The organism is Pseudoalteromonas sp. SCSIO_11900, assembly GCF_000576475.1.
In the GTDB taxonomy this organism is placed as follows: Bacteria; Pseudomonadota; Gammaproteobacteria; order Enterobacterales; family Alteromonadaceae; genus Pseudoalteromonas; species Pseudoalteromonas tetraodonis.
Window position 1 is genome coordinate 1,122,187 of sequence record NZ_KK070023.1, and the last position, 23,760, is coordinate 1,145,946.

The following is a 23,760-nucleotide window of genomic DNA, read 5'->3' on the forward strand; positions in this document are numbered from 1 at the left end:
TGTTAATGAATTGCGTAAGTATAATAGGCATCCACTTTGCAGGGGCGTAGTTCCAATTGGTAGAACAGCGGTCTCCAAAACCGACGGTTGGGAGTTCGAATCTCTCCGCCCCTGCCAATTTTTACAAGTGAATAAAGTCTAGAACTAAAAATTGGTTTGAATAAGCTTGTTTTTAAGTTTAGATTTTAATGGATTAACCCTGTCGACGTGCAGGGTTGTTGTGTCTGTAGTTAAGGTAATAATATTATGAGCACGAATATAGAAACACCATCAAGTGGGATGGAGTCAGTAAAGTGGTTAGTAGCAATTGCGCTACTTGCAGGCGCAGTCGTTGGTAATCATATGTTTGCAGATCAGTCTGTATTACTACGTGCTATTGGCGTTGTGGTTGCAATAGCGGCGGGTTTAGCTATTGCTTCGCAAACTTTTAAGGGACGTACCTTCCTTGCTTTTGCTAAAGAAGCGCGTATTGAAGTACGCAAAGTAATTTGGCCAACGCGTCAAGAAACAATGCACACGACATTAATCGTAATGGTTGCAACAGTGATTATGGCACTTATCCTTTGGGGATTAGATGGCATTTTATTCCGCGCTGTAGGCTTTTTAACTGGATTGGAGATCTGATCCCATGTCGGATGAGAATAACGAAAAGAAACTACGTTGGTACGTAGTACAAGCTTTCTCAGGTTATGAGAAGCGTGTTGCTCAAACATTATTAGAGCACATTAAAATCAAAGGCCTAGAAGATAGCTTTGGTGAAGTATTAGTTCCTACTGAAGAAGTAGTTGAGATGCGTGCTGGTCAAAAGCGTAAGTCTGAGCGTAAATTCTTCCCAGGTTACGTACTAGTACAAATGGATATGAACGATGCAAGCTGGCACTTAGTAAATAGCACTGAACGTGTTATGGGCTTTATTGGTGGCACATCAGACCGTCCTGCACCAATTAGTTCTAAAGAAGCTGATCGCATTCTTAATCGCTTACAAGAAAACGCTGAAGCGCCTAAACCAGCAACATTATTTGAACCAGGTGAAGTGGTTCGTGTTACTGATGGTCCATTTGCTGACTTTAGTGGTGTGGTTGAAGAAGTTGACTACGAAAAGAGCCGCGTAAAAGTATCGGTACTTATTTTTGGTCGTTCTACGCCAGTTGAACTTGAGTTTGGTCAAGTTGAACAAGATAAGTAATTGATTTAAAGCGTTGTGTTAAAAGTTTCTTAATTTTTGGCACGAAGCTTGAAAAAGGCCGCTGATTAACTTATAATCAGCGGCCTTTTTGTATTCAGGGAAAGCGTTTGTTTAACTGTTTACTAAAAAGTGAGAAACCAATTTTTAAACTGGGAAGCCGCTAGAGTACGCGTCCTCGCGCGCACAAGGCTAAGACCCACCTAATGAGGTATTTATAATGGCTAAGAAAGTTGAAGCTCTAATCAAGCTACAAGTTGCTGCTGGTATGGCTAACCCTAGTCCTCCAGTAGGTCCAGCACTAGGTCAACACGGTGTAAACATCATGGAATTCTGTAAAGCGTTCAACGCACGTACAGAATCTATCGAAAAAGGCGCTCCAGTTCCTGTAGTGATCTCTGTTTACGGCGACCGTTCATTTACGTTCGACATGAAAACGCCACCGGCTGCTTACTTACTTAAGAAAGCTGCAGGTATCAAATCTGGTTCAGGCCGTCCTAACACTGAAAAAGTAGGCACAGTAACTCGTGCTCAACTTGAAGAAATCGTTGAGACAAAGAAACCAGACCTTACAGCTTCTGATTTAGAAGCTGCGGTTCGCACTATCGCAGGTTCTGCGCGTGCGATGGGCTTGAACGTAGAGGACTAAGATAATGGCTAAATTAACTAAACGTATGCGTACTATCCGCGAAAAAGTGGAAGTAACTAAAGATTACGAAATTAACGAAGCAGTTGCTCTTTTAAAAGAATTAGCGACAGCTAAATTCGTAGAAAGTGTTGACGTTGCTGTTAACCTTGGTATCGATGCTCGTAAATCTGATCAAAACGTTCGTGGTGCGACTGTACTACCTAACGGTACTGGTCGTGACGTTCGTGTTGCTGTATTCACTCAAGGCGCTAATGCAGAAGCTGCAAAAGAAGCCGGTGCTGAATTTGTAGGCATGGAAGATCTTGCTGATCTAGTTAAGAAAGGCGAGATGAATTTTGACGTTGTTGTTGCATCACCAGACGCTATGCGTGTTGTTGGTCAACTAGGTCAAATCTTAGGCCCACGTGGTCTAATGCCAAACCCTAAAACTGGTACTGTAACACCTAACGTTGCAGAAGCAGTTAAAAATGCGAAAGCAGGTCAAGTGCGTTACCGCAATGACAAAAATGGTATCATCCATACTACGATTGGTAAGGTTGATTTCACTGCTGAGCAGTTACAACAAAACCTTGAAGCTCTAATTGTTGCGCTTAAGAAGGCTAAACCTTCTCAAGCTAAAGGTGTTTACTTGAAGAAAGTAACTATCTCTACAACAATGGGCGCAGGTGTTTCTGTTGACCAAAGCACTTTAAGCACAGTTGTTGCTTAATTGAGTGTTTACATGGCGTGAAATTTGTACTATAATTTTGCGCCATTTTGCTGATTAATTTAGTTAATCACAAAGTAAAGAATTCGGGTTGAAGTCCATAATTTCGAAGCGCCTTAGGGCAACGCGATAAATTGGGCTTCCGTCCAAGACCGTAGGCGGCTTCGGCCTTAATATTACCTACGTAGACGGTGTGAATCCCCAGATAGATTTTTCCTAATCTTCTGGCTCTCGCCGTAAAAAGCATCTCCACCTTTATTGGTGGGGAAGAGTAAAACAGGGAAGCCGATGTACGGTAACCCATTAAACCAGGAGTAACACCCATGGCTTTAAATCTTCAAGGCAAAAAAGCAATTGTTGCTGAAGTCAACGAAGCAGCCACTGGTGCTCTATCTGCAGTAGTTGCAGATTCTCGTGGTGTAACAGTTGGTGCAATCACTGCCCTTCGTAAAGAAGCTCGTGCAAATGGTGTTTGGATGAAAGTTGTCCGTAACACTCTAGCTAAACGTGCTCTTGAAGGAACGGACTTTGAATGCCTATCTGATTCATTTGTTGGTCCAAGCTTAATTGCTTTCTCATCAGAGCACCCAGGTGCTGCTGCGCGTATCTTCTCAGATTTCGCGAAAAAGAATGAGAAATTTGAGCTTAAAACGGCCGCTTTTGAAGGTAATGTAGTAGACGCAGCTATGCTTGCAACTCTACCTACATACGACGAAGCTGTTGCACGCTTAATGAGCGCTATGAAAGAAGCGTCTGCTGGTAAATTGTGTAAAACAATTGAAGCAGTACGTGTACAGAAAGAAGAGCAAGCTGCTTAATTTTAAGCTGCTTAATCCCTTTCGGTGTAAATTTATTTGGACCTTAGAGTCCGTTAATTATTAGGAAATTTGTAATGTCTGTAACTAAAGACCAAATCCTTGACGCAATTGCTGAAATGTCAGTAATGGACGTTGTTGCTCTAGTTGAAGCAATGGAAGAAAAATTCGGCGTAACTGCTGCAGCTGCTATGGTAGCAGGTCCTGCTGCTGAAGCTGCTGAAGAGAAAACAGAATTTGACGTAATCCTTACTGGCGCTGGCGCTAATAAAGTTGCGGCAATCAAAGCTGTTCGTGGCGCAACTGGTCTTGGCTTAAAAGAAGCTAAAGCACTTGTTGAAGCTGCTCCAACTCCAGTTAAAGAAGGTGTTTCTAAGGAAGAAGCTGAAGCTCTTGCTAAAGAACTTACTGAAGCTGGTGCTGAAGTTGAGGTTAAGTAATCTAGCTTTTGCTAGGTTCGCTGCCTGAGAAATCAGGCAAGGGCTGGTGATTATTTAATCACCGGCCTTTTTGCGCTATAGAGCGACTATTCTTATAGCGCAAATAAAATCTGATTTATTCTTTAATTTCAACGCTTTATAGTTTGCTAGTGTTGAGATGGGATTAAGTTGGAACAACAGTTAAATGTTGTACATCTTGGCATAGATGCCAGTTAAGTCTGTTCTTACAAGAACAGGTCGGGTCAAAGATCAGCAAGCTGAGGAACCCCATGGCTTACTCTTATTCTGAAAAGAAACGTATCCGTAAGGATTTTGGTAAACGTCCACAAGTTTTGGATATACCTTTCTTACTGTCGACGCAGTTAGAATCGTTTAAAAAATTCTTAGTCCCGGACGCTGATGGCGATCATGGTTTGGAAGCTGCCTTCCGTTCTGTGTTCCCAATTAAAAGCTACTCGGGAAATTCTGAGCTTCAATACGTAAGTTATCGTATTGGTGAGCCAGTATTCGATGTAAAAGAATGTCAAATTCGCGGTGTGACTTATTCTGCTCCACTTCGCGTGAAACTGCGTCTTGTAGTAATGGACAAAGAAGCTCCAGGCACAGTTAAAGACATTAAAGAGCAAGAAGTTTACATGGGCGAAATTCCGCTCATGACCGATACCGGTACTTTTGTAATCAATGGTACAGAGCGTGTTATCGTTTCTCAGCTACACCGTAGCCCTGGTGTATTCTTTGATAACGACCGCGGTAAAACTCACTCGTCAGGTAAAGTGCTTTATAACGCACGCGTAATTCCTTACCGTGGTTCATGGTTAGACTTCGAATTTGATGCAAAAGATAACTTATATGTACGTATTGACCGTCGTCGTAAATTACCGGCGTCTATCATCTTACGTGCACTTGAGTACACGAGTGAAGAAATCCTAGATATCTTCTTCGATACTACTGCGTTTGAAATTGCTGACGGTAAAGTTCTTATGGAACTTGTGCCTTCACGTTTACGTGGTGAAACTGCCGCTTTTGATATCAAGAGCGAAGACGGTGAAGTCCTTGTTGAAAGCGGTCGTCGTGTTACGGCTCGCCACATCAAGAGCATCGAGAAAAAAGGCATTAATCAATTAGAAGTACCACATGAGTACATCATTGGCCGTGTATTAGCGAAGAACTATGTTGATGAGTCAACAGGTGAAATCATCGCGACTGCAAATGACGAGCTAACGCTTGAAATGATGGCTGAATTGGTTAAAGCAGGTCACACTACTATTGATACATTATATATCAATGAAGTGGACAGCGGCGCTTACATGTCAAATACATTAAACATTGACTCGTCAAGCAACCGTTTAGAAGCACTAGTAGAAATTTATCGCATGATGCGCCCAGGCGAGCCACCGACGAAAGACGCGGCTGAAGCCTTATTTGAGAACTTATTCTTCTCAGAAGAACGCTATGACTTATCAACAGTAGGTCGTATGAAGTTCAATAGCCGTGTTGGTTACGATTCAGACACAGGCCCTGGCACATTAAGCAAAGAAGACATCGTAGCGGTTATGAAAGTATTGATTGCTATTCGTAACGGTGTTGGCGATGTTGATGATATAGACCACTTAGGCAACCGTCGTATACGTAGTGTTGGCGAAATGGCTGAGAACCAATTCCGTGTAGGTTTAGTACGTGTAGAACGTGCTGTACGTGAGCGCTTAAGCTTAGGTGACCTAGACGCTGTAATGCCACAAGATCTTATTAACGCTAAGCCTATTTCGGCAGCAGTTAAAGAGTTCTTCGGCTCGTCTCAGTTATCACAGTTTATGGACCAAAATAACCCGCTATCAGAAGTAACGCACAAGCGTCGTATTTCTGCATTAGGTCCGGGCGGTCTAACTCGTGAGCGTGCTGGCTTTGAAGTACGTGACGTTCACGTAACTCACTACGGTCGTGTATGTCCAATCGAGACTCCTGAGGGTCCAAACATCGGTCTAATTAACTCATTGTCTACGTATGCACGTACCAATGACTACGGTTTCTTAGAAACACCTTACCGCAAAGTGGTAGACGGTGTAGTAACTGATGAAGTTGATTACCTATCAGCCATTGAAGAAGGTCAGTTTGTTATCGCACAGGCGAACTCAAACTTAACTGAAACCAATGAGTTTGTAGATGAACTTATTCCATGTCGTCACAAAGGTGAATCAACCTTTATGGGTCGTATGGACCAGCAATATATGGATGTATCACCACAACAGGTGATCTCTGTAGCGGCCGCACTTATCCCGTTCCTAGAACACGATGATGCTAACCGTGCATTGATGGGTTCAAACATGCAACGTCAAGCAGTACCAACATTGAAAGCGGACAAACCGTTAGTAGGTACAGGTATTGAGTTAACACTAGCAAAAGATTCTGGTGTAACGATTGTTGCTAAACGTGGCGGTGAAGTAATGTATGCCGACGCAAGTCGCATCGTTGTTAATGTACATGAAGAAGAGCGCATCCCTGGTGAAGCGGGCATCGACATCTACAACTTAACCAAGTACACACGTTCTAACCAAAATACATGTATTAACCAAAAGCCGACTTGTATGGTTGGTGAACCGGTTACTCGTGGCGATGTGTTAGCAGATGGTCCTTCGACTGACTTAGGTGACTTAGCCCTTGGTCAAAACCTTCGCGTGGCATTCATGCCATGGAACGGTTACAACTTCGAGGATTCAATCTTACTATCAGAGCGCGTAGTTGAAGAAGATCGTCTAACGACTATCCACATTCAAGAACTACAGTGTATCGCCCGTGATACTAAATTAGGCTCAGAAGAGATCACAGCAGATATCCCGAACGTGGGTGAATCTGCACTAGGCAAGCTTGATGAATCAGGCGTTGTATATATTGGTGCTGAAGTTAAAGGCGGCGATATCCTAGTAGGTAAAGTGACTCCGAAAGGCGAAACGCAATTAACACCAGAAGAGAAGCTACTACGTGCTATCTTCGGTGAAAAAGCGTCTGACGTTAAAGACAGCTCTTTACGTGTACCTAACTCTGTAACTGGTACTGTAATCGACGTACAAGTTTTCACCCGTGATGGTGTTGAAAAAGATAAGCGTGCGTTAGAAGTTGAAGACATGCAGCTTCGCGAAGCGAAGAAAGACTTCAACGAAGAGTTCCGTATTCTAGAAGCTGGTGTTTTAGAGCGTGCTCGCAAGTTACTTGTGGCAGCTGGCTTCGATGAAGACAACTTAACGTCACTGAATGCTGAAAAGTTACTAACTCAAAGTCTTGCTGAAGAAGACAAGCAAGCTGAACTTGAGCAACTAGCTGAACAGTACGATGAGCTTAAAGCTGAATACGATAAGAAGTTTGAAAACAAACGTCGTAAAATTACCCAAGGTGACGACTTAGCACCAGGTGTACTTAAAATTGTTAAAGTATACTTAGCTGTTAAACGTCGTATCCAACCGGGTGATAAAATGGCGGGTCGTCACGGTAACAAAGGTGTTATCTCGACTATCGTACCAGTAGAAGATATGCCATACGATGACAAAGGTCGTACGGTAGATATCGTACTAAATCCACTAGGTGTACCATCGCGAATGAACATCGGTCAGATCCTTGAAACACATATGGGTCTAGCTGCACGCGGTATTGGTGAGCGCTTAGAAGAAATGATGAAAGAGCAACGCGAGCTTCATGAGCTACGTGAATTCATCAAACAAGCTTATGAGATCGGTGAATCTCGTCAGGTTGTGGATATCGCTAGTTTCTCTGATGACGAAATTCGTCGTTTAGCTGAAAACTTGAAAGGTGGTTTACCGATTGCTACTCCTGCATTTGATGGCGCGAAAGAAGACGAAATCAAAGACATGCTAGAGCTAGGCGGCTACCCTAGAAGTGGTCAGGTTACACTTTATGATGGCCGTACTGGCGATCAGTTTGAACGCCAAGTAACTGTAGGTTACATGTACATGCTTAAACTTAACCACTTGGTTGATGATAAGATGCACGCGCGTTCTACTGGTTCTTACAGCCTTGTTACTCAGCAGCCGCTGGGTGGTAAAGCACAGTTCGGTGGCCAGCGTTTTGGTGAGATGGAAGTATGGGCACTTGAAGCTTACGGTGCTGCTTACACGCTACAAGAAATGCTAACAGTGAAATCGGATGACGTGAACGGTCGTACTAAGATGTATAAAAACATCGTTGATGGTAACCATAAAATGGAACCAGGTATGCCAGAATCGTTCAACGTATTGTTGAAAGAAATCCGCTCACTGGGTATCAACATCGAGTTGGAAGAAAATTAAGCCAATTAGTTGCTGCAGTGAACGCTGCAGCATCTGTTATGGCTGAATAGAATGTAGGGACGAGAACATCCGTCCTCAAGATTAACTCCGACAGGAGAGCTAAGGTGAAAGACTTACTTAAGTTTCTGAAGCAACAAAATAAGACCGAAGAATTCGATGCAATTCGCATTGGTCTTGCTTCACCAGACATGGTTCGTTCATGGTCATACGGTGAAGTAAAGAAACCTGAGACTATTAACTACCGTACTTTCAAGCCTGAGCGCGATGGCTTATTCTGTGCCCGTATTTTCGGCCCAGTGAAAGATTATGAGTGTTTATGTGGTAAATATAAACGCCTTAAACACCGTGGTGTGATCTGTGAAAAGTGTGGCGTTGAAGTAACACTCACTAAAGTGCGTCGTGACCGTATGGGTCATATAGAACTGGCAAGTCCAGTTGCGCATATATGGTTTTTAAAATCATTACCGTCACGTATCGGCTTAATGCTTGATATGACGCTTCGTGATATTGAACGTGTTCTTTACTTCGAATCATTCGTAGTAACTGAGCCTGGTATGACAACGCTTGAGCGTGGTCAGCTATTAGGTGAAGAAGAATACCTAGATGCACTTGAAGAGCATGGTGATGAGTTTGAAGCGAAGATGGGTGCTGAAGCAGTATTAGACTTGCTTCGTGAACTCGATCTTGCTCAATTAATTGCAGAGATGCGTGAAGAGTTACCCACAATTAACTCTGAAACTAAGCGTAAAAAGATCACTAAACGTCTTAAGTTAATGGAATCGTTCCACCAATCAGGTAATAACCCTGAGTGGATGATCATGACAGTACTTCCAGTATTGCCACCTGACTTACGTCCATTAGTACCACTAGACGGTGGCCGCTTTGCGACATCTGATCTAAATGACCTTTACCGTCGTGTTATTAACCGTAATAACCGTCTTAAGCGTCTACTAGATTTAGCTGCACCAGATATTATCGTACGCAACGAAAAACGTATGTTACAAGAAGCGGTTGATGCGCTACTTGATAACGGTCGTCGTGGTCGTGCAATTACAGGTTCTAACAAACGTCCACTTAAATCGCTTGCTGATATGATCAAAGGTAAGCAAGGTCGTTTCCGTCAGAACTTACTTGGTAAGCGTGTAGATTACTCTGGCCGTTCTGTAATCACGGTTGGTCCTACACTTAAGCTTCATCAGTGTGGTCTTCCTAAGAAGATGGCATTAGAGCTTTTCAAACCATTCATCTATGGCAAATTAGAACGTCGCGGCATGGCTACGACAATCAAAGCAGCTAAAAAGATGGTTGAGCGTGAAGTAGCGGAAGTATGGGATGTACTAGATGAAGTAATTCGTGAACATCCAGTATTACTTAACCGTGCACCAACACTTCACCGTTTGGGTATCCAAGCGTTTGAACCTGTGCTTATCGAAGGTAAAGCAATTCATTTGCATCCATTAGTATGTGCGGCTTACAACGCCGACTTCGATGGTGACCAAATGGCGGTACACGTACCGCTAACAATTGAAGCTCAGCTAGAAGCTCGTGCGTTAATGATGTCTACAAACAACATCTTATCGCCTGCTAATGGTGAGCCAATCATCGTTCCTTCACAGGACGTTGTATTAGGTCTTTATTACATGACGCGTGACCGCATTAACGCCAAAGGCGAAGGCACCGTATTTAAAGATCCTAAAGAAGCAGAAAAAGCATACCGTAGTGGTAATGCCGACCTTCACGCAAAAGTGAAAGTACGTATTAGCCAATCAGTAGCGAATGAAGATGGTGTTGTAGAAGATACAATTACTATCATTGATACTACAGTGGGTCGTGCAATTCTGTCTCTTATTTTACCTAAAGGTATGCCGTTTGAGTCAATCAACCAAGCCCTAGGTAAAAAGCAGATTTCTAGCTTACTAAATGAGTGTTACCGTCGTCTTGGTTTAAAAGACACAGTAGTTTTTGCTGACCAAGTTATGTACACCGGTTTCCACTACGCAATGAAGTCAGGTGTTTCAATTGGTATAGATGACTTAGTTATCCCACCAGTGAAAGCATCAATCATTGAAGCAGCAGAAGCTGAAGTAACTGAAATCAACCAACAGTTCCAATCAGGTCTTGTTACGGCTGGTGAAAAGTACAACAAAGTTATCGATATCTGGTCACGTGTAAATGAAAACCTATCACGTGAAATGATGGCTAACTTGTCAAAAGACACCGTAGTGAATGCGCAAGGTGAAGAAGAAGAGCAACCGTCATTTAACTCAGTGTTTATGATGGCCGACTCAGGTGCTCGTGGTAGTGCCGCTCAGATCCGTCAGCTAGCAGGTATGCGTGGTCTAATGGCACGTCCAGATGGTTCAATCATCGAGACGCCAATCACGGCTAACTTCCGTGAAGGTCTAAACGTACTTCAGTACTTCATCTCAACGCACGGTGCGCGTAAAGGTCTTGCCGATACTGCACTGAAAACAGCAAACTCGGGTTACCTAACGCGTCGTCTAGTAGACGTTGCACAAGATTTGGTAATCAACGAAGACGATTGTGGCACAGAAGATGGCTTAACAATGAAACCGCTAATTGAAGGTGGTGACGTTGTAGAAGCACTTCGCGAACGTGTACTAGGTCGTGTTGTTGCTGAAGATGTTGTAATACCAGGTACTAATACAGTACTTGTTGAACGTAACATCATGCTTGACGAAAAACTGTGTGACCTTTTAGAAGAGCACTCAGTAGATGAAGTGCGTGTACGTTCAGTTATCACCTGTGATAACGACTTTGGTGTATGTGCTAAGTGTTATGGTCGTGACCTTGCACGTGGTCATATCATCAACGCGGGTGAATCAGTAGGTGTTATCGCAGCTCAATCAATCGGTGAGCCGGGTACACAGCTTACGATGCGTACTTTCCACATCGGTGGTGCGGCATCAAGAGCGTCTGCTGAGAATAATGTACAAGTTAAAACAAACGGTACATTAAAACTTCACAACGCTAAATATGTATTAAATACAGACGGTAAGATTGTTATTACCTCTCGTTCTACCGAGATCACTATCATTGATAGCTATGGTCGTGAGAAAGAGCGTTATAAAGTACCTTACGGTGCGGTATTAACAGTGCATGACAATGCAGAAGTTCAAGGTAACGACATCGTTGCTACTTGGGACCCGCATAGTCACCCAATCGTTCTTGAGCATAAATCAAAAGTATCGTTCAGCGATATCGATGATTCAAACACTGAAGCACAGACTGACGAACTAACGGGTTTAACTCGTGTAGTTGTTAAAGATCTTGCTAAAGCGAATGCGAAAGAGCCAAAGCTTATCATTGAAAGTGATGAGCGTGGATTGCAAGAAACGCGTCTTCCTTCATTCACTACGATTGAAGTAACAGACGGCGCGACTGCAAACCCAGGTGACGTATTAGCACGTATTCCGCAAGAAGGTTCGAAAACTCGTGATATCACGGGTGGTCTACCACGCGTAGCCGACTTATTTGAAGCACGTAAACCAAAAGATCCTGCAATCCTTGCAGAAATCACCGGTACTATTAGCTTCGGTAAAGAGACTAAAGGTAAGAAACGTTTAGTTATTACACCAGCTGAAGGCGATCATTACGAAGAAATGATTCCTAAGTGGCGTCAGCTTAACGTGTTTGAAGGTGAACAAGTGTCTAAAGGTGAAGTTATCGCCGATGGTCCAGAATCACCGCATGACATCTTACGCCTTCGTGGTGTGACTCATGTTGCTAATTACATTGTTAACGAAGTGCAAGAGGTTTATCGTTTGCAGGGCGTTAAGATCAATGATAAGCACATTGAAACTATTATTCGTCAAATGCTACGTAAATGTATCATTCTAGACGGTGGTGATACTGAGTTCTTAGCCGGTGAGCAAATTGAAGTGGCACGCGTTAATATCGCAAACCGCGACCTTGAAGCTCAAGGTAAGATCCCAGCTAAGTTTGAAATCCAGTTAATGGGTATCACAAAAGCATCACTAGCGACAGAATCTTTCATCTCAGCAGCCTCGTTCCAGGAGACAACTCGTGTCCTAACAGAAGCCGCTGTAAATGGTAAGAGCGATGAACTACGCGGTCTGAAAGAAAACGTAATTGTGGGTCGATTGATCCCAGCCGGTACCGGTTTTGCGTATCATCAAGAGCGTATGGCTCGTCGTAAGCAAAAAGACGTTGTTGAAGAGCAAACGGTAAGTGCGGAAGAGGCAACTCAAGCACTCACTGATGCTTTAAACGCGGATTTATCTGGAAATCAATAAACCGAATCTAATCAATAGATTAGAGTTTCACAAGGCAGTTATCTACTGCCTTGTGAGCGGTTTAGGTTGACAGGTCAATCTTTGCTCATTAAAATTCCGCCACCCATTTACTTGCACGTTTAAAACATGCTGGTAAAACAAGGGCGGATTTTTTATTTTTTTCAGTAGTAATTTTAATTTCAGGAGCTATTTAAATGGCAACTATTAACCAGCTAGTGCGTAAGCCACGTCGTAGCAAGGTTACTAAAAGTAACTCAGCTGCGCTTAAAGCGTGTCCGCAAAAGCGTGGTGTATGTACTCGCGTATATACAACTACACCTAAGAAACCAAACTCGGCGTTACGTAAAGTAGCTCGTGTACGTTTAACTAACGGTTTCGAAGTAACTTCATACATCGGTGGTGAAGGTCATAACCTTCAAGAGCACAGTGTAATCCTAATCCGTGGTGGTCGTGTTAAAGATTTACCAGGTGTGCGTTTTCACACTGTACGTGGTGCACTTGACTGTGCAGGCGTTAGCGACCGTCGTCAAGCTCGTTCTAAATACGGTGCAAAACGCCCTAAAGGCTAATTGTTTTCCGTTAGTAAGGCCAAGCACTAAATATTATTAATTATTGTTTTGGGTGATTGACTCGAAAGAGCAAACCTGAATAAACCGGAGATACAAAATGCCTAGAAGACGCGTAATAGGTCAACGTAAAATTCTTCCAGATCCTAAGTTCGGATCGGAACTTCTTGCTAAGTTCGTTAACATCGTAATGTTAGACGGCAAGAAATCTACTGCTGAAAAAATCGTTTATGGTGCGCTAGACGTGGCTGCTGAGAAATCAGGCAAGTCGCACCTAGAAATCTTTGAAACTGCACTTGATAATATCCGTCCACAGGTAGAGGTTAAATCTCGCCGTGTTGGTGGTTCAACTTATCAAGTACCAGTTGAAGTACGTCCAGTACGTCGCAACGCATTAGGTATGCGTTGGTTAGTAGACGCTGCACGTAAGCGTGGCGAAAAATCTATGGGCTTACGTTTAGCTCAAGAAATCGTTGACGCTGCTGACAACAAAGGCACTGCGGTTAAGAAACGTGAAGACGTTCACCGTATGGCTGAAGCGAATAAAGCATTCGCTCATTACCGTTGGTAATCTGTCCTTAACCTTTAAGAGGATTTTATGGCACGTACAACTCCACTTGAGCGTTACCGCAATATCGGTATTTGTGCTCACGTAGATGCAGGCAAAACCACCACAACAGAACGTGTTCTGTTCTACACAGGTCTTTCTCATAAGATCGGTGAAGTACATGATGGCGCCGCAACTATGGATTGGATGGAGCAGGAACAAGAGCGTGGTATCACAATCACTTCTGCTGCAACAACGTGTTTCTGGAAAGGGATGGACGCGCAATATGACGACCATCGCATCAATATCATTGATACCCCAGGACACGTAGATTTCACTATCGAAGTAGAGCGTTCTTTACGTGTACTAGATGGTGCGGTAGTTGTTCTTTGTGCTTCATCGGGTGTACAGCCGCAAACTGAGACAGTTTGGCGTCAAGCGAACAAATACGAAGTTCCGAGAATGATCTTCGTAAATAAAATGGATCGCACAGGCGCTGACTTCTTAACGGTTGTCGGCCAGGTGAAATCTCGTCTTGGAGCAACGCCTGTTCCAGTCCAGTTGCCAATTGGCGCTGAAGACGACTTTAAAGGTGTTATTGACCTTATTAAAATGAAAGCTATTAACTGGAATGATGAAGACCAGGGTATGACTTTCTCTTATGAGGCAATACCGACAGAACTTCAGGATTTAGCTGAAGAATGGCGCTCTCATTTAGTTGAAAGCGCTGCTGAAGCCTCTGAAGAATTAATGGATAAATACTTAGAAGGTGAAGAGTTAAGCGAAGCAGAAATTAAAAATGCTTTGCGTCAACGCACATTAGCGAACGAAATTGTTCCCATGACCTGTGGTAGTGCATTTAAAAACAAAGGTGTTCAAGCTGTGCTTGATTGCGTTGTTGAATATATGCCATCACCAACACAAGTGAAACAAATCCAAGGTATCCTCGAAGATGGTACCGAGGAAGAGCGTCCTGCTGATGATAAAGCGCCGTTTGCTGCACTTGCTTTTAAGATTGCAACAGACCCGTTTGTTGGCACCTTGACCTTTTTCCGTGTTTACTCTGGTACTGTTAAACAGGGTGACGCGGTATATAACCCAGTAAAAAGTAAGCGTGAGCGTCTTGGTCGTATCGTTCAGATGCATTCAAACTCACGTGAAGAGATCAAAGAAGTCTACGCAGGCGACATCGCGGCGGCTATTGGTCTCAAAGACGTAACAACAGGCGAGACACTGTGTGATCCGAATTCTATTATTACGCTAGAGCGTATGGAGTTCCCAGAACCAGTTATCTCTGTTGCGGTTGAGCCTCGCACAATTGCTGACCAGGATAAAATGGGTATCGCGCTAGGTAAACTAGCGGCAGAAGATCCATCTTTCCGCGTACAAACTGACGAAGAATCAGGCCAGACGATTATCTCTGGCATGGGTGAACTTCACCTTGATATCATTGTCGACCGTATGAAACGTGAATTCAGTGTTGAATGTAACGTTGGTAAGCCGCAGGTTGCATACCGAGAAGCTATTCGTTCAACTGTTGAAGTTGAAGGGAAGTTTATACGTCAATCAGGTGGTCGTGGTCAATATGGTCACGTCTGGCTTAAACTTGAACCGATGGATATTTCGGATGATGAAGCCCCAATTTACGAGTTCGTTAACGAAACCGTAGGTGGGTCAGTTCCGAAAGAATACATCCCTGCGGTAGACAAAGGTATCCAAGAGCAAATGGCTCAAGGTGTACTGGCAGGCTACCCATTACTTGGCGTGAAAGCGACTTTATATGATGGTTCATTCCATGATGTAGATTCGAATGAAATGGCATTTAAAATAGCAGGTTCACTCGCTATGAAGCAAGGTGCGCTAGATGCAAACCCTGCTTTATTAGAGCCAGTAATGAAGGTTGAAGTACTCACTCCTGAAGCAAACATGGGTGATGTAGTTGGCGACCTAAACCGTCGTCGCGGCATGATCGAAGGCATGGAAGATGCACTTGGTGGACTTAAGCAAATTAATGCTCAGGTTCCGTTATCTGAAATGTTTGGTTATGCGACTGCTTTACGATCTGCAACACAGGGCCGTGCCTCATACTCTATGGAGTTTTTGAAGTACGCTGAAGCCTCTAAGCAGGTTGCAGATACAATAATTTCAGCTCGCGCTGTTATATGATTTTAGCTTGTCTGGCTCAATACTGAGTCAGGCTTTAATTTCTTTATTAGGAATTTTTTAAGATGGCAAAAGAAAAGTTTGAACGCGTAAAACCGCACGTAAACGTTGGTACAATTGGCCACGTTGACCACGGTAAAACTACACTAACTGCAGCAATCACTAATGTACTTGCAAAAGTATACGGCGGTGTTGCTAAAGATTTCGCATCAATCGATAACGCTCCAGAAGAGCGCGAGCGTGGTATCACAATCTCAACTTCACACGTTGAATACGATACGCCTACTCGTCACTACGCACACGTAGACTGTCCTGGACACGCCGATTATGTTAAAAACATGATCACTGGTGCTGCTCAAATGGATGGCGCTATCTTAGTAGTAGCTGCGACTGATGGTCCTATGCCACAAACTCGTGAGCACATCCTACTTTCTCGCCAAGTTGGCGTTCCTTACATCGTTGTGTTCATGAACAAATGTGACATGGTTGATGATGAAGAACTACTTGAGCTAGTAGAAATGGAAGTTCGTGAACTTCTTTCTGAATACGACTTCCCAGGTGATGACTTACCACTAATTCAAGGTTCTGCACTTAAAGCACTTGAAGGCGAAGAGCAATGGGAAGCTAAAATCGTAGAGCTTGCAGAAGCACTAGATTCTTACATTCCAGAGCCAGAGCGTGACATCGATAAGCCATTCATCATGCCTATCGAAGACGTTTTCTCAATCCAAGGTCGTGGTACTGTTGTAACTGGCCGTGTTGAAGCTGGTATCATCAACGTGAACGACGAAGTTGAAATCGTTGGTATCAAAGAGACGACTAAGTCTACTTGTACTGGTGTTGAGATGTTCCGTAAGCTTCTTGACGAAGGTCGTGCTGGTGAGAACATTGGTGCACTTTTACGTGGTACTAAGCGTGAAGACGTTGAACGTGGTCAAGTACTAGCTAAGCCTGGTTCAATCAAGCCACACACTACATTCACTTCAGAAGTATACGTACTTTCGAAAGATGAAGGTGGTCGTCATACTCCATTCTTCAAAGGTTACCGTCCACAGTTCTACTTCCGTACAACTGACGTAACAGGTGACGTACAGTTACCAGAAGGCGTAGAAATGGTAATGCCTGGTGATAACGTTAAGATGACAGTAACGCTAATCGCGCCAATCGCGATGGACGAAGGGCTTCGTTTCGCTATCCGTGAAGGTGGCCGTACTGTAGGTGCTGGTGTTGTAGCAACTATCGTAGAGTAATAATTAGCCTAGCTAATTAATACGAAAAACCCGAGCTTAGCCTCGGGTTTTTTAATGTCTGCAATTTGCTTCATGTGAAGGTGGCGCTCTTACCTTAGGGGTAGGTGCTTTGTAGCAACTATCGTAGAGTAATAATTAACGTTTAAGTTAATTGTTAGAAAAAGGTCACTTAGGTGGCCTTTTTTAATGGCTGCGATTTACATCATGTGAAGGTGGCGCAGTTACCTTAGGCGTAGGTGCTTTGTAGCAACAATCGTAGAGTAATAATTAACGTTTAAGTTAATTGTTAGAAAAAGGTCACTTAGGTGGCCTTTTTTAATGGCTGCGATTTACATCATGTGAAGGTGGCGCAGTTACCTTAGGCGTAGGTGCTTTGTAGCAACTATCGTAGAGTAATAATTAGCCTAGCTAATTAATACGAAAAAAACCGAGCTTAGCCTCGGGTTTTTTATGCCTGCAATAAAATAAAGGTTTCAGGTGCAAGGTGTTAGGTAAAGCAGCTCGGTGTTAATTTTAACACTGTCACTTGGGTTGAGTTTTATCGAACTTAGAGGGTAAAGCATGAAGGTTCTGCAATTACCTTGGGCATCGGTGCTTTGTAGCAACGATCGTTGAGTTCTCAATTACTGTAATGCTGCAGGTTTCAGGTTTTAGTGAGTGAAGTTTGGCGTTCCTGTTGTTGTCGTAACGAAGTTTAAAGCAGCATTGATACCGCTGCTTAAAAAATTAACGAAACTATTTTAAGGCTTGTTTATCGTTATTTAAGTTGGAACGTTGTTATAATAGGTAATAATTAAATAGTCAGTAGCGCAGAGAGTCCAATGGAACTTCAACAAGATAGCAATTTAACCCTTCCTTTATTTATTCTAGATGAAACACTAAGTACCCGTGACTTAGCGCAGCCTGACTTGGAAATTTCAGTTATTTTAAGTGATGAGCTACTTACTCAACTATGCCAGAACCCCAGTGCTGACAGTAGTATAGGCATTAGCATTGCAGACTATGAGTTGAATATCATCAATTCAAGCTTTGCTACCGTAGCGCATAGCGAGCATGATGCTCAATTAACCATAACACAGGGGCCTCTATTAAGCGCTGTGGTGACTACTGTTGAAAACCTAACATTCGTATCACCGCAAATCGATATGATGCCTACGTTCGATTTAGGTGATGAGACAGAATAATGAAAAAAAATATTATAGGTACTTTTGTACTGATTATCTTAAGTGGTTGTGCTTACTTAGGTAATGCACATTACAATGAATTATTCGGTCCTGAGCAAACACAAGATCGTATAGTTGCTCATAATAGCGGTGCTGGGGCTGAGTTTTTACAGCAAGTAAAGCCTGTACTCGATAACCGCTGCGTGGTTTGTCATGGCTGTTATGATGCGCCTTGCCAATTAAAACTCTCTTCTCCTGAAGGTATCGACAGAGGTCTCAGTAAAGAGCTGGTTTACGATGGTACTCGGTTGTTAGCCTCAACGCCGAGCCGATTATTATTTGATGCAACCACGACTGAGCAATGGCGAGATAAAGAATTTAGCCCGGTATTAAACGAGCGAGCACAAACTGAAGAAGCCAATTTAGCGGGTAGTGTGTTATTTAATACGCTGGTATTAAAGCAAAGTTCACCCTTGCCAGAAGATGAAGTATTAGATGAACGTTTTGATTTTTCGCTTAGCCGCCACCAAAGTTGTGCGACGATGGGTGAGTTTGACCAATTAGCGGATGAGCAACCGCATGCGGGTATGCCTTATGGCTTGCCTGGAGTGACTACTGCTGAATTTCAGCACTTACAAAACTGGATCAAAAAAGGCGGGAAAATGGCGCACATCAAGCCGCCATCAGCTGCTGAGCTTGCGCAAGTAAAAAACTGGGAAGCATTTTTAAATCAAGATGGTTTGAAGTACCAATTATCAGCGCGCTATATTTATGAGCATTGGTTTTTAGCACACATCTACTTTAGTGATGCACAATCACCTAACTTTTTTAAGTTGGTACGCTCAAGTACTCCCCCTGGTGAAGACATTAAATTAATAAGTTCTCGTCGCCCTTACGATAACCCAAACGTTGAGCGTGTTTATTATCGACTGCTTCACGACCGTTCTACTATTTTATCAAAAACGCATTTACCGCTTAAACTTAATGATGAAAAGTTGGCACGTATTTACCAGCAATTTATTGCGCCAAATTACACTGTATCTAGTTTACCAAGCTATGAGCCTACCCTTGCATCAAACCCGTTTAAAACGTTTGAAGCACTGCCTATAGATGCAAAATATCAATTTATGCTCGATGAAGCTGAGCTAATTATTATGGGCTTTATTAAAGGCCCTGTTTGTCGTGGTCAAATAGCACTCAATGTGATTAATGATCATTTTTGGGTGGCGTTTGCTGATCCTAAAAAGGTAGCGACTCCGGCGGTAGGTAAAATGCTGGTACAACATGAGGATGCATTAGAGTTGCCCGCAGCAGAGGAAAGTAATGCGTTACCGATTTCTAATTGGGTAAAATACTCGGTTCGCGAAAAACGTTACTTAAAAGCCAAGGTAGAGCTTGCTAATAATCTGTTCAAAAACGGCGAGCATTTAACCACTGACTTATTGTGGAAAGGGGATGGGCACAATCAAAATGCGGCACTGACTATTTTTCGACACTTTGATAGTGCAACTGTAGTTAAAGGCTTTATTGGCCAACAACCTAAAACTATGTGGGTGCTTGATTACGCGCTGTTTGAGCGTATTCATTACTTGTTAGTTGCGGGCTTTGATGTGTATGGCAATATTGGTCATCAATTAATAACGCGCTTATACATGGACTTTTTACGTTTAGAGGGTGAGCACAACTTTTTAGCTTTGTTACCTGAAACTCAGCGAGAGACAATTAAACAGAGTTGGTATCGAAAATCACCACCTAGTTTGTCGACCTTTTTTGAAAACAATCGTGAGTTTAGTCAACCCAGCGGTATTAACTATCAAACAGATGAACCGCAATCAGAGCTATATGGCTTAATTAAAGAGGCATTAGAGCCCGTTTTAAGTCCTCGTTATGACTATAAAAAAGTACCCGCACCATTAAGTGCGATTAATACCATGCCTGCTAAAGCAGTTAACTTACTGCCACAGCTATCTTATGTGCTAGTGAAAGAGCAGGATGGCCACACAGGCTATACGATTATTCACCATAACGCGCACTATAATATTTCGAGCCTACTAAACGAAGATGGACAGCGCGCCTATGAAGAAGATACGGTGACAATAGTTCCGGGCTTTATTGGTGATTACCCTTCTGCAATTTGGTATTTAAATAACGCCCAACAGGTTTCGGCCTTTGCAGAACAGTTACCGCTAATGCAAGTGGAAGCTGATTATCGCGCTTTAAAGTCTAAGTTTGCGATTCGTCGAACTCACCCGCAATTTTGGCAATACAGCGATATTTTACATCAGGTTGCCCGCCAGTACCGAGGGGTTGAATTTGGCATGTTTGATTATAATCGACTAGAAAATCGTTAGGTACACGCTAAACGGTTACAAGAGCCCAGCTTAACTAGCTGGGTTTTTTGTATTTAATAACTTAGTAATTGGTTTGCTAAGCTTAGGCTACAATTAAAACAAAAAAGTAACCTAGTTTAGGTTCAACATTGTTAAGAGTATTCGCAAACGTTATCGTTGGGCTTTAGTTGCTATTGCCTTGCTGGTCAGCGTATCTGCATTACTGATGCAATACTTCTTTTCAGTGCAAAAATTATCAATATAGCTGGCAAGCAACGTATGCTTTCGCAAAAAATAGCTTGGCATAGCAATGCATTAATTAATCAAACGGATAATCACGCACAACATCTTCAATCGTTAAAACACTCCCTTGAGTTATTTGAACAAGCCCATGAATATTTACTCACTAAAGATGAGCAAGGTAACGCAGTTTATCTAAATACACCTTTATTTGATTTATATTATGCCTCCCCAAGCAACTTAGATGCAGAAGTGTTGGCCTTTATAACGCAAGCTAAAAATTTGGTTTCTCAAAAGGAGCCTATTAATTTGGCTTCGTATTCTGTGGGCAAAGTTGAAGCATTACTTAAAAAATTAGACACTGCGGTGAGCTTATTTGAGCAACAAGCGGTAAAAAAGGTTGATTGGATCTCTAGTATTGAACTGCTTTGTTGGTTTTTTACTCTGGCATTATTGTTTTTAGAACTTAGATTTGTGTTTATGCCGATGGAAAAACGAGTTCTGCAGACCTTACAAAAGTATCAACAACAAAAAGAGTTTGCAGAGCAGGTAAGTAATAACAAAGAACACTTTATTGCACGAGCCAGTCATGAATTTAGAACTCCATTACAGGGGTTAATTACCTCGAACGATGAGCTAAAAATTCCCACTTCACAGCAGGATATACAACGCCAAGCTCGGTATTGCTCGGCGAGGTTGTTGGCGATGTTAGATGAATTACAAGATTTACAAGCGCTGAGTTTAAATCGTTGGTCGTTAAACTCGACCTCTGACAACTTACTAATCACCATAAATAAAGTGTTAGTTGTGTATGAATATGGTTGTACTGAAAAAGGGTTAAAGTTAATCAGAGAGTTAGCAGCGAGCTTAGACTGCGCGGTGATTGTAGATCATGCGCGCTTACAACAAATAGTTAATGAGCTACTTAGTAATGCATTAAAGTTTACAGAGCAAGGAGAGGTGAAAGTCATCGCTACGCTCAACAATAACCAACTATCGTTGAGCGTCGAGGATACTGGCTGTGGCTTTGATCACCTTATCGAGCAATTAGAATTAGACAGCACTGAGCAATGTAACCATTTTCAAGGACTCAGAACAGGCCTTACCCGTGTACAATATATTGTTAAGGCCTTAAAGGGTGAAATTCGTTTTGAAAATAATCATCAGCAAGGGGCATCTGTATTTTTAACATTACCATTAGAGATGGATACTACTTTAAGCAAGTCATCGTCAATTCCTGATAACTTACATTGTTTAGTCGTTGAAGATAACCCACTTAATATGCTGGTACTCACTAAGCTATTAACCGCATTGAACATACACGCAGAATGCGCTGAGAATGGCAAAATAGCGTGTGAAATGGTCGCCAAAAAATCTTATGACGTCATCTTTATGGATTTAAATATGCCGGTTATGGATGGGTTTGAAGCCACTAAAATCTTGCGTGATAACGATAAAACACTGCCGATTATTGTGGTTACCGCAAACACCTCTGATAGTGATCTTGCTCGCGCTAAAGCTTGTGGAGCAATAGGTCATATTCATAAACCCATAGATCAGCAAAGCATAATCGCGGCGCTAAACGATGCTTTTCTACCTGAGGTTGATTAAATCTCACTTGCCTAATTATTCCTTATTACGTTAATTTGAGTTTTTAAGCTTTGTTTTGGGATCTAATGTGCGCTCAATTTTACTACAGCAATTTAGTGGTTATTTATCTACCGATGACAGTACTCGGTATTGTATCGACGATTTAACTTGGCAAGTAAAGCGGGGTGAACATTGGGTATTACTCGGGGGGAATGGTGCTGGAAAATCAGCACTCGCAGCAGCGTTAATTGGTGAAGCAAAACAACAAAGCGGGCAACGTCATAGTACCTTTAACAAACTACAATTAGTGTCAAGTGATCTACAAAAGCAGTTACTTAACACGCATCGTAAAAGTGAAAAGCCACAAAAAGTAACGGACATACTCTTTGCTGAGCCTGAAATAAATAGCGATTTATGCCAACAGTTAATCACCGCTTTTAATTTTGATGCCTTACTTAATCGTGATTTTACTGATTTATCTACTGGCGAAACGCGTAAATTATTATTAATTAAAGCGCTATCTGCTAACTGTGATTTAGTTGTGCTTGATGAACCATTTGATGGCTTAGACTCTGAATCGGTTGGGCAGCTAAACCATCTATTACAGCAGTTGAGCGCACAAACCTGCTTTGTGTTTGTGCTAAACCGTGTTGACGAAATTCCAGCGTTTGTTGATCACTTTGCTTATGTGAGCAATGGTCGTTTACAACATAGCTTGGCAAAACCGTGTGCAGCAAAACGAGCGGATTTATTCAAATTACTTCATTTAGAGCATACATCATTAAGTATTCCCGATGCGCCTGAATGCTGTTTTAAATCAGCGACAAACACGCCACTCGTTAAGCTCACTAATGCCCATGTGCGTTACAGCGAACAAGCAATTTTTGAAAATTTAAACTGGACGATTAACCAATATCAGCACTGGCAACTCACCGGGAAAAATGGCTCAGGTAAAACCTGTTTATTAAATTTAATTACAGGTGATAACCCTCAGTGCTATAACAATGAGATTGAGGTGTTTGGTTTTAAGCGTGGCACAGGGGAGAGTATTTGGGATATAAAACAGCACATTGGTTATATTTCAAATACGCTACATTTGCAGTATCGAGTGAGTATTTCGGCGCTTAATGCTATTATTTCAGGGTTTTTCGATAGCATTGGTTTATATCAACAAGCCAGTGAGTTACAAACGCGTTTAGCTAAAGAGTGGTTGGCACTAATAGGGTTAAGTGACAAAGCAAATAGCGCTTTTACCCAGCTATCGTATGGCGATCAGCGACTATTACTGATTGTGCGCGCAATGGTTAAACATCCTGCTTTGCTTATTTTAGATGAGCCATGTTTAGGGCTTGATGAGGCAAATCGTCAACGCGTTTTACTGCTGATAGAAAAGGTGTGTGCTGCAAAAACGAGTACCGTTATTTATGTAAACCATCATGCAGCAGATACCATTAAAGGGATTGAACACACCTTAAAAATGGAAGATTTTAAACCGGCTCACTATGGGCAACAAGCTGCTCATAGTGAGACGCTTATATAAGCTTGT

At 42.5% G+C, this 23,760-nt stretch carries 15 protein-coding genes, 1 tRNA gene and 1 pseudogene; all 17 read left to right on the forward strand.

Going from position 1 to position 23,760, the window contains the following annotated elements; translation table 11 throughout:
• Positions 1–40 precede the first annotated feature (40 nt).
• The 17 genes and pseudogenes from BG00_RS05235 (at position 41) to modF (ending at position 23,754) form a co-directional block, all read left to right on the forward strand.
• Positions 41–117: transfer RNA gene (locus BG00_RS05235), tRNA-Trp, on the forward strand.
• 129 nt (positions 118–246) lie between these two features.
• On the forward strand, positions 247–624 hold the full coding sequence (gene secE / locus BG00_RS05240) for a preprotein translocase subunit SecE (protein ID WP_036981008.1): 378 nt from the start codon (positions 247–249) through the stop codon (positions 622–624).
• A 4-nt stretch (positions 625–628) separates the two neighbouring features.
• A complete protein-coding gene (nusG, locus tag BG00_RS05245; protein WP_013463844.1) occupies positions 629–1,186 on the forward strand; it encodes a transcription termination/antitermination protein NusG in 558 nt (185 codons plus the stop codon).
• Between the two features lie 217 nt (positions 1,187–1,403).
• Positions 1,404–1,832 (forward strand): 50S ribosomal protein L11, encoded by a 429-nt coding sequence (gene rplK, locus BG00_RS05250; RefSeq protein ID WP_008108462.1) that lies wholly within the window; start codon positions 1,404–1,406, stop codon positions 1,830–1,832.
• A gap of 4 nt (positions 1,833–1,836) precedes the next feature.
• Positions 1,837–2,541, forward strand: a complete 705-nt coding sequence (gene rplA, locus BG00_RS05255; protein WP_036981010.1) for a 50S ribosomal protein L1 — start codon at positions 1,837–1,839, stop codon at positions 2,539–2,541.
• 320 nt (positions 2,542–2,861) lie between these two features.
• On the forward strand, positions 2,862–3,356 hold the full coding sequence (gene rplJ, locus BG00_RS05265; RefSeq protein ID WP_036981014.1) for a 50S ribosomal protein L10: 495 nt from the start codon (positions 2,862–2,864) through the stop codon (positions 3,354–3,356).
• A gap of 74 nt (positions 3,357–3,430) precedes the next feature.
• Entirely contained in the window at positions 3,431–3,793 is a 363-nt protein-coding gene (gene rplL / locus BG00_RS05270) for a 50S ribosomal protein L7/L12 (protein ID WP_016710549.1), read from the forward strand.
• Positions 3,794–4,062: 269 nt separating this feature from the next.
• The gene (rpoB, locus tag BG00_RS05275; RefSeq protein ID WP_036981020.1) at positions 4,063–8,088 is read left to right on the forward strand and encodes a DNA-directed RNA polymerase subunit beta; all 4,026 of its coding nucleotides are present in this window, start codon (positions 4,063–4,065) and stop codon (positions 8,086–8,088) included.
• Between the two features lie 104 nt (positions 8,089–8,192).
• Entirely contained in the window at positions 8,193–12,365 is a 4,173-nt protein-coding gene (gene rpoC / locus BG00_RS05280) for a DNA-directed RNA polymerase subunit beta' (protein WP_036981021.1), read from the forward strand.
• A gap of 194 nt (positions 12,366–12,559) precedes the next feature.
• Positions 12,560–12,934 carry a 30S ribosomal protein S12 gene (gene rpsL, locus BG00_RS05285; RefSeq protein WP_002958885.1) on the forward strand — a complete coding sequence of 125 codons (375 nt, stop codon included), beginning with the start codon at positions 12,560–12,562 and terminating at the stop codon, positions 12,932–12,934.
• A gap of 97 nt (positions 12,935–13,031) precedes the next feature.
• A complete protein-coding gene (gene rpsG, locus BG00_RS05290) occupies positions 13,032–13,502 on the forward strand; it encodes a 30S ribosomal protein S7 (RefSeq protein ID WP_010392135.1) in 471 nt (156 codons plus the stop codon).
• Between the two features lie 27 nt (positions 13,503–13,529).
• Positions 13,530–15,644 (forward strand): elongation factor G, encoded by a 2,115-nt coding sequence (gene fusA / locus BG00_RS05295; RefSeq protein ID WP_036981024.1) that lies wholly within the window; start codon positions 13,530–13,532, stop codon positions 15,642–15,644.
• Positions 15,645–15,706: 62 nt separating this feature from the next.
• Positions 15,707–16,891, forward strand: coding sequence for an elongation factor Tu (tuf, locus tag BG00_RS05300; protein WP_036980581.1), 1,185 nt, complete (start codon positions 15,707–15,709; stop codon positions 16,889–16,891).
• An 821-nt stretch (positions 16,892–17,712) separates the two neighbouring features.
• Entirely contained in the window at positions 17,713–18,075 is a 363-nt protein-coding gene (locus BG00_RS05305) for a hypothetical protein (RefSeq protein ID WP_036981026.1), read from the forward strand.
• Complete coding sequence (locus BG00_RS05310) at positions 18,075–20,405, forward strand: fatty acid cis/trans isomerase (RefSeq protein WP_036981029.1); 2,331 nt, start codon at positions 18,075–18,077, stop codon at positions 20,403–20,405. Before BG00_RS05305 ends, BG00_RS05310 begins: the two co-directional genes overlap by 1 nt.
• Positions 20,406–20,532: 127 nt before the next feature.
• Positions 20,533–22,235, forward strand: a pseudogene (locus tag BG00_RS05315) (response regulator).
• Between the two features lie 67 nt (positions 22,236–22,302).
• On the forward strand, positions 22,303–23,754 hold the full coding sequence (gene modF, locus BG00_RS05320; protein ID WP_036981032.1) for a molybdate ABC transporter ATP-binding protein ModF: 1,452 nt from the start codon (positions 22,303–22,305) through the stop codon (positions 23,752–23,754).
• Positions 23,755–23,760: the final 6 nt, after the last annotated feature.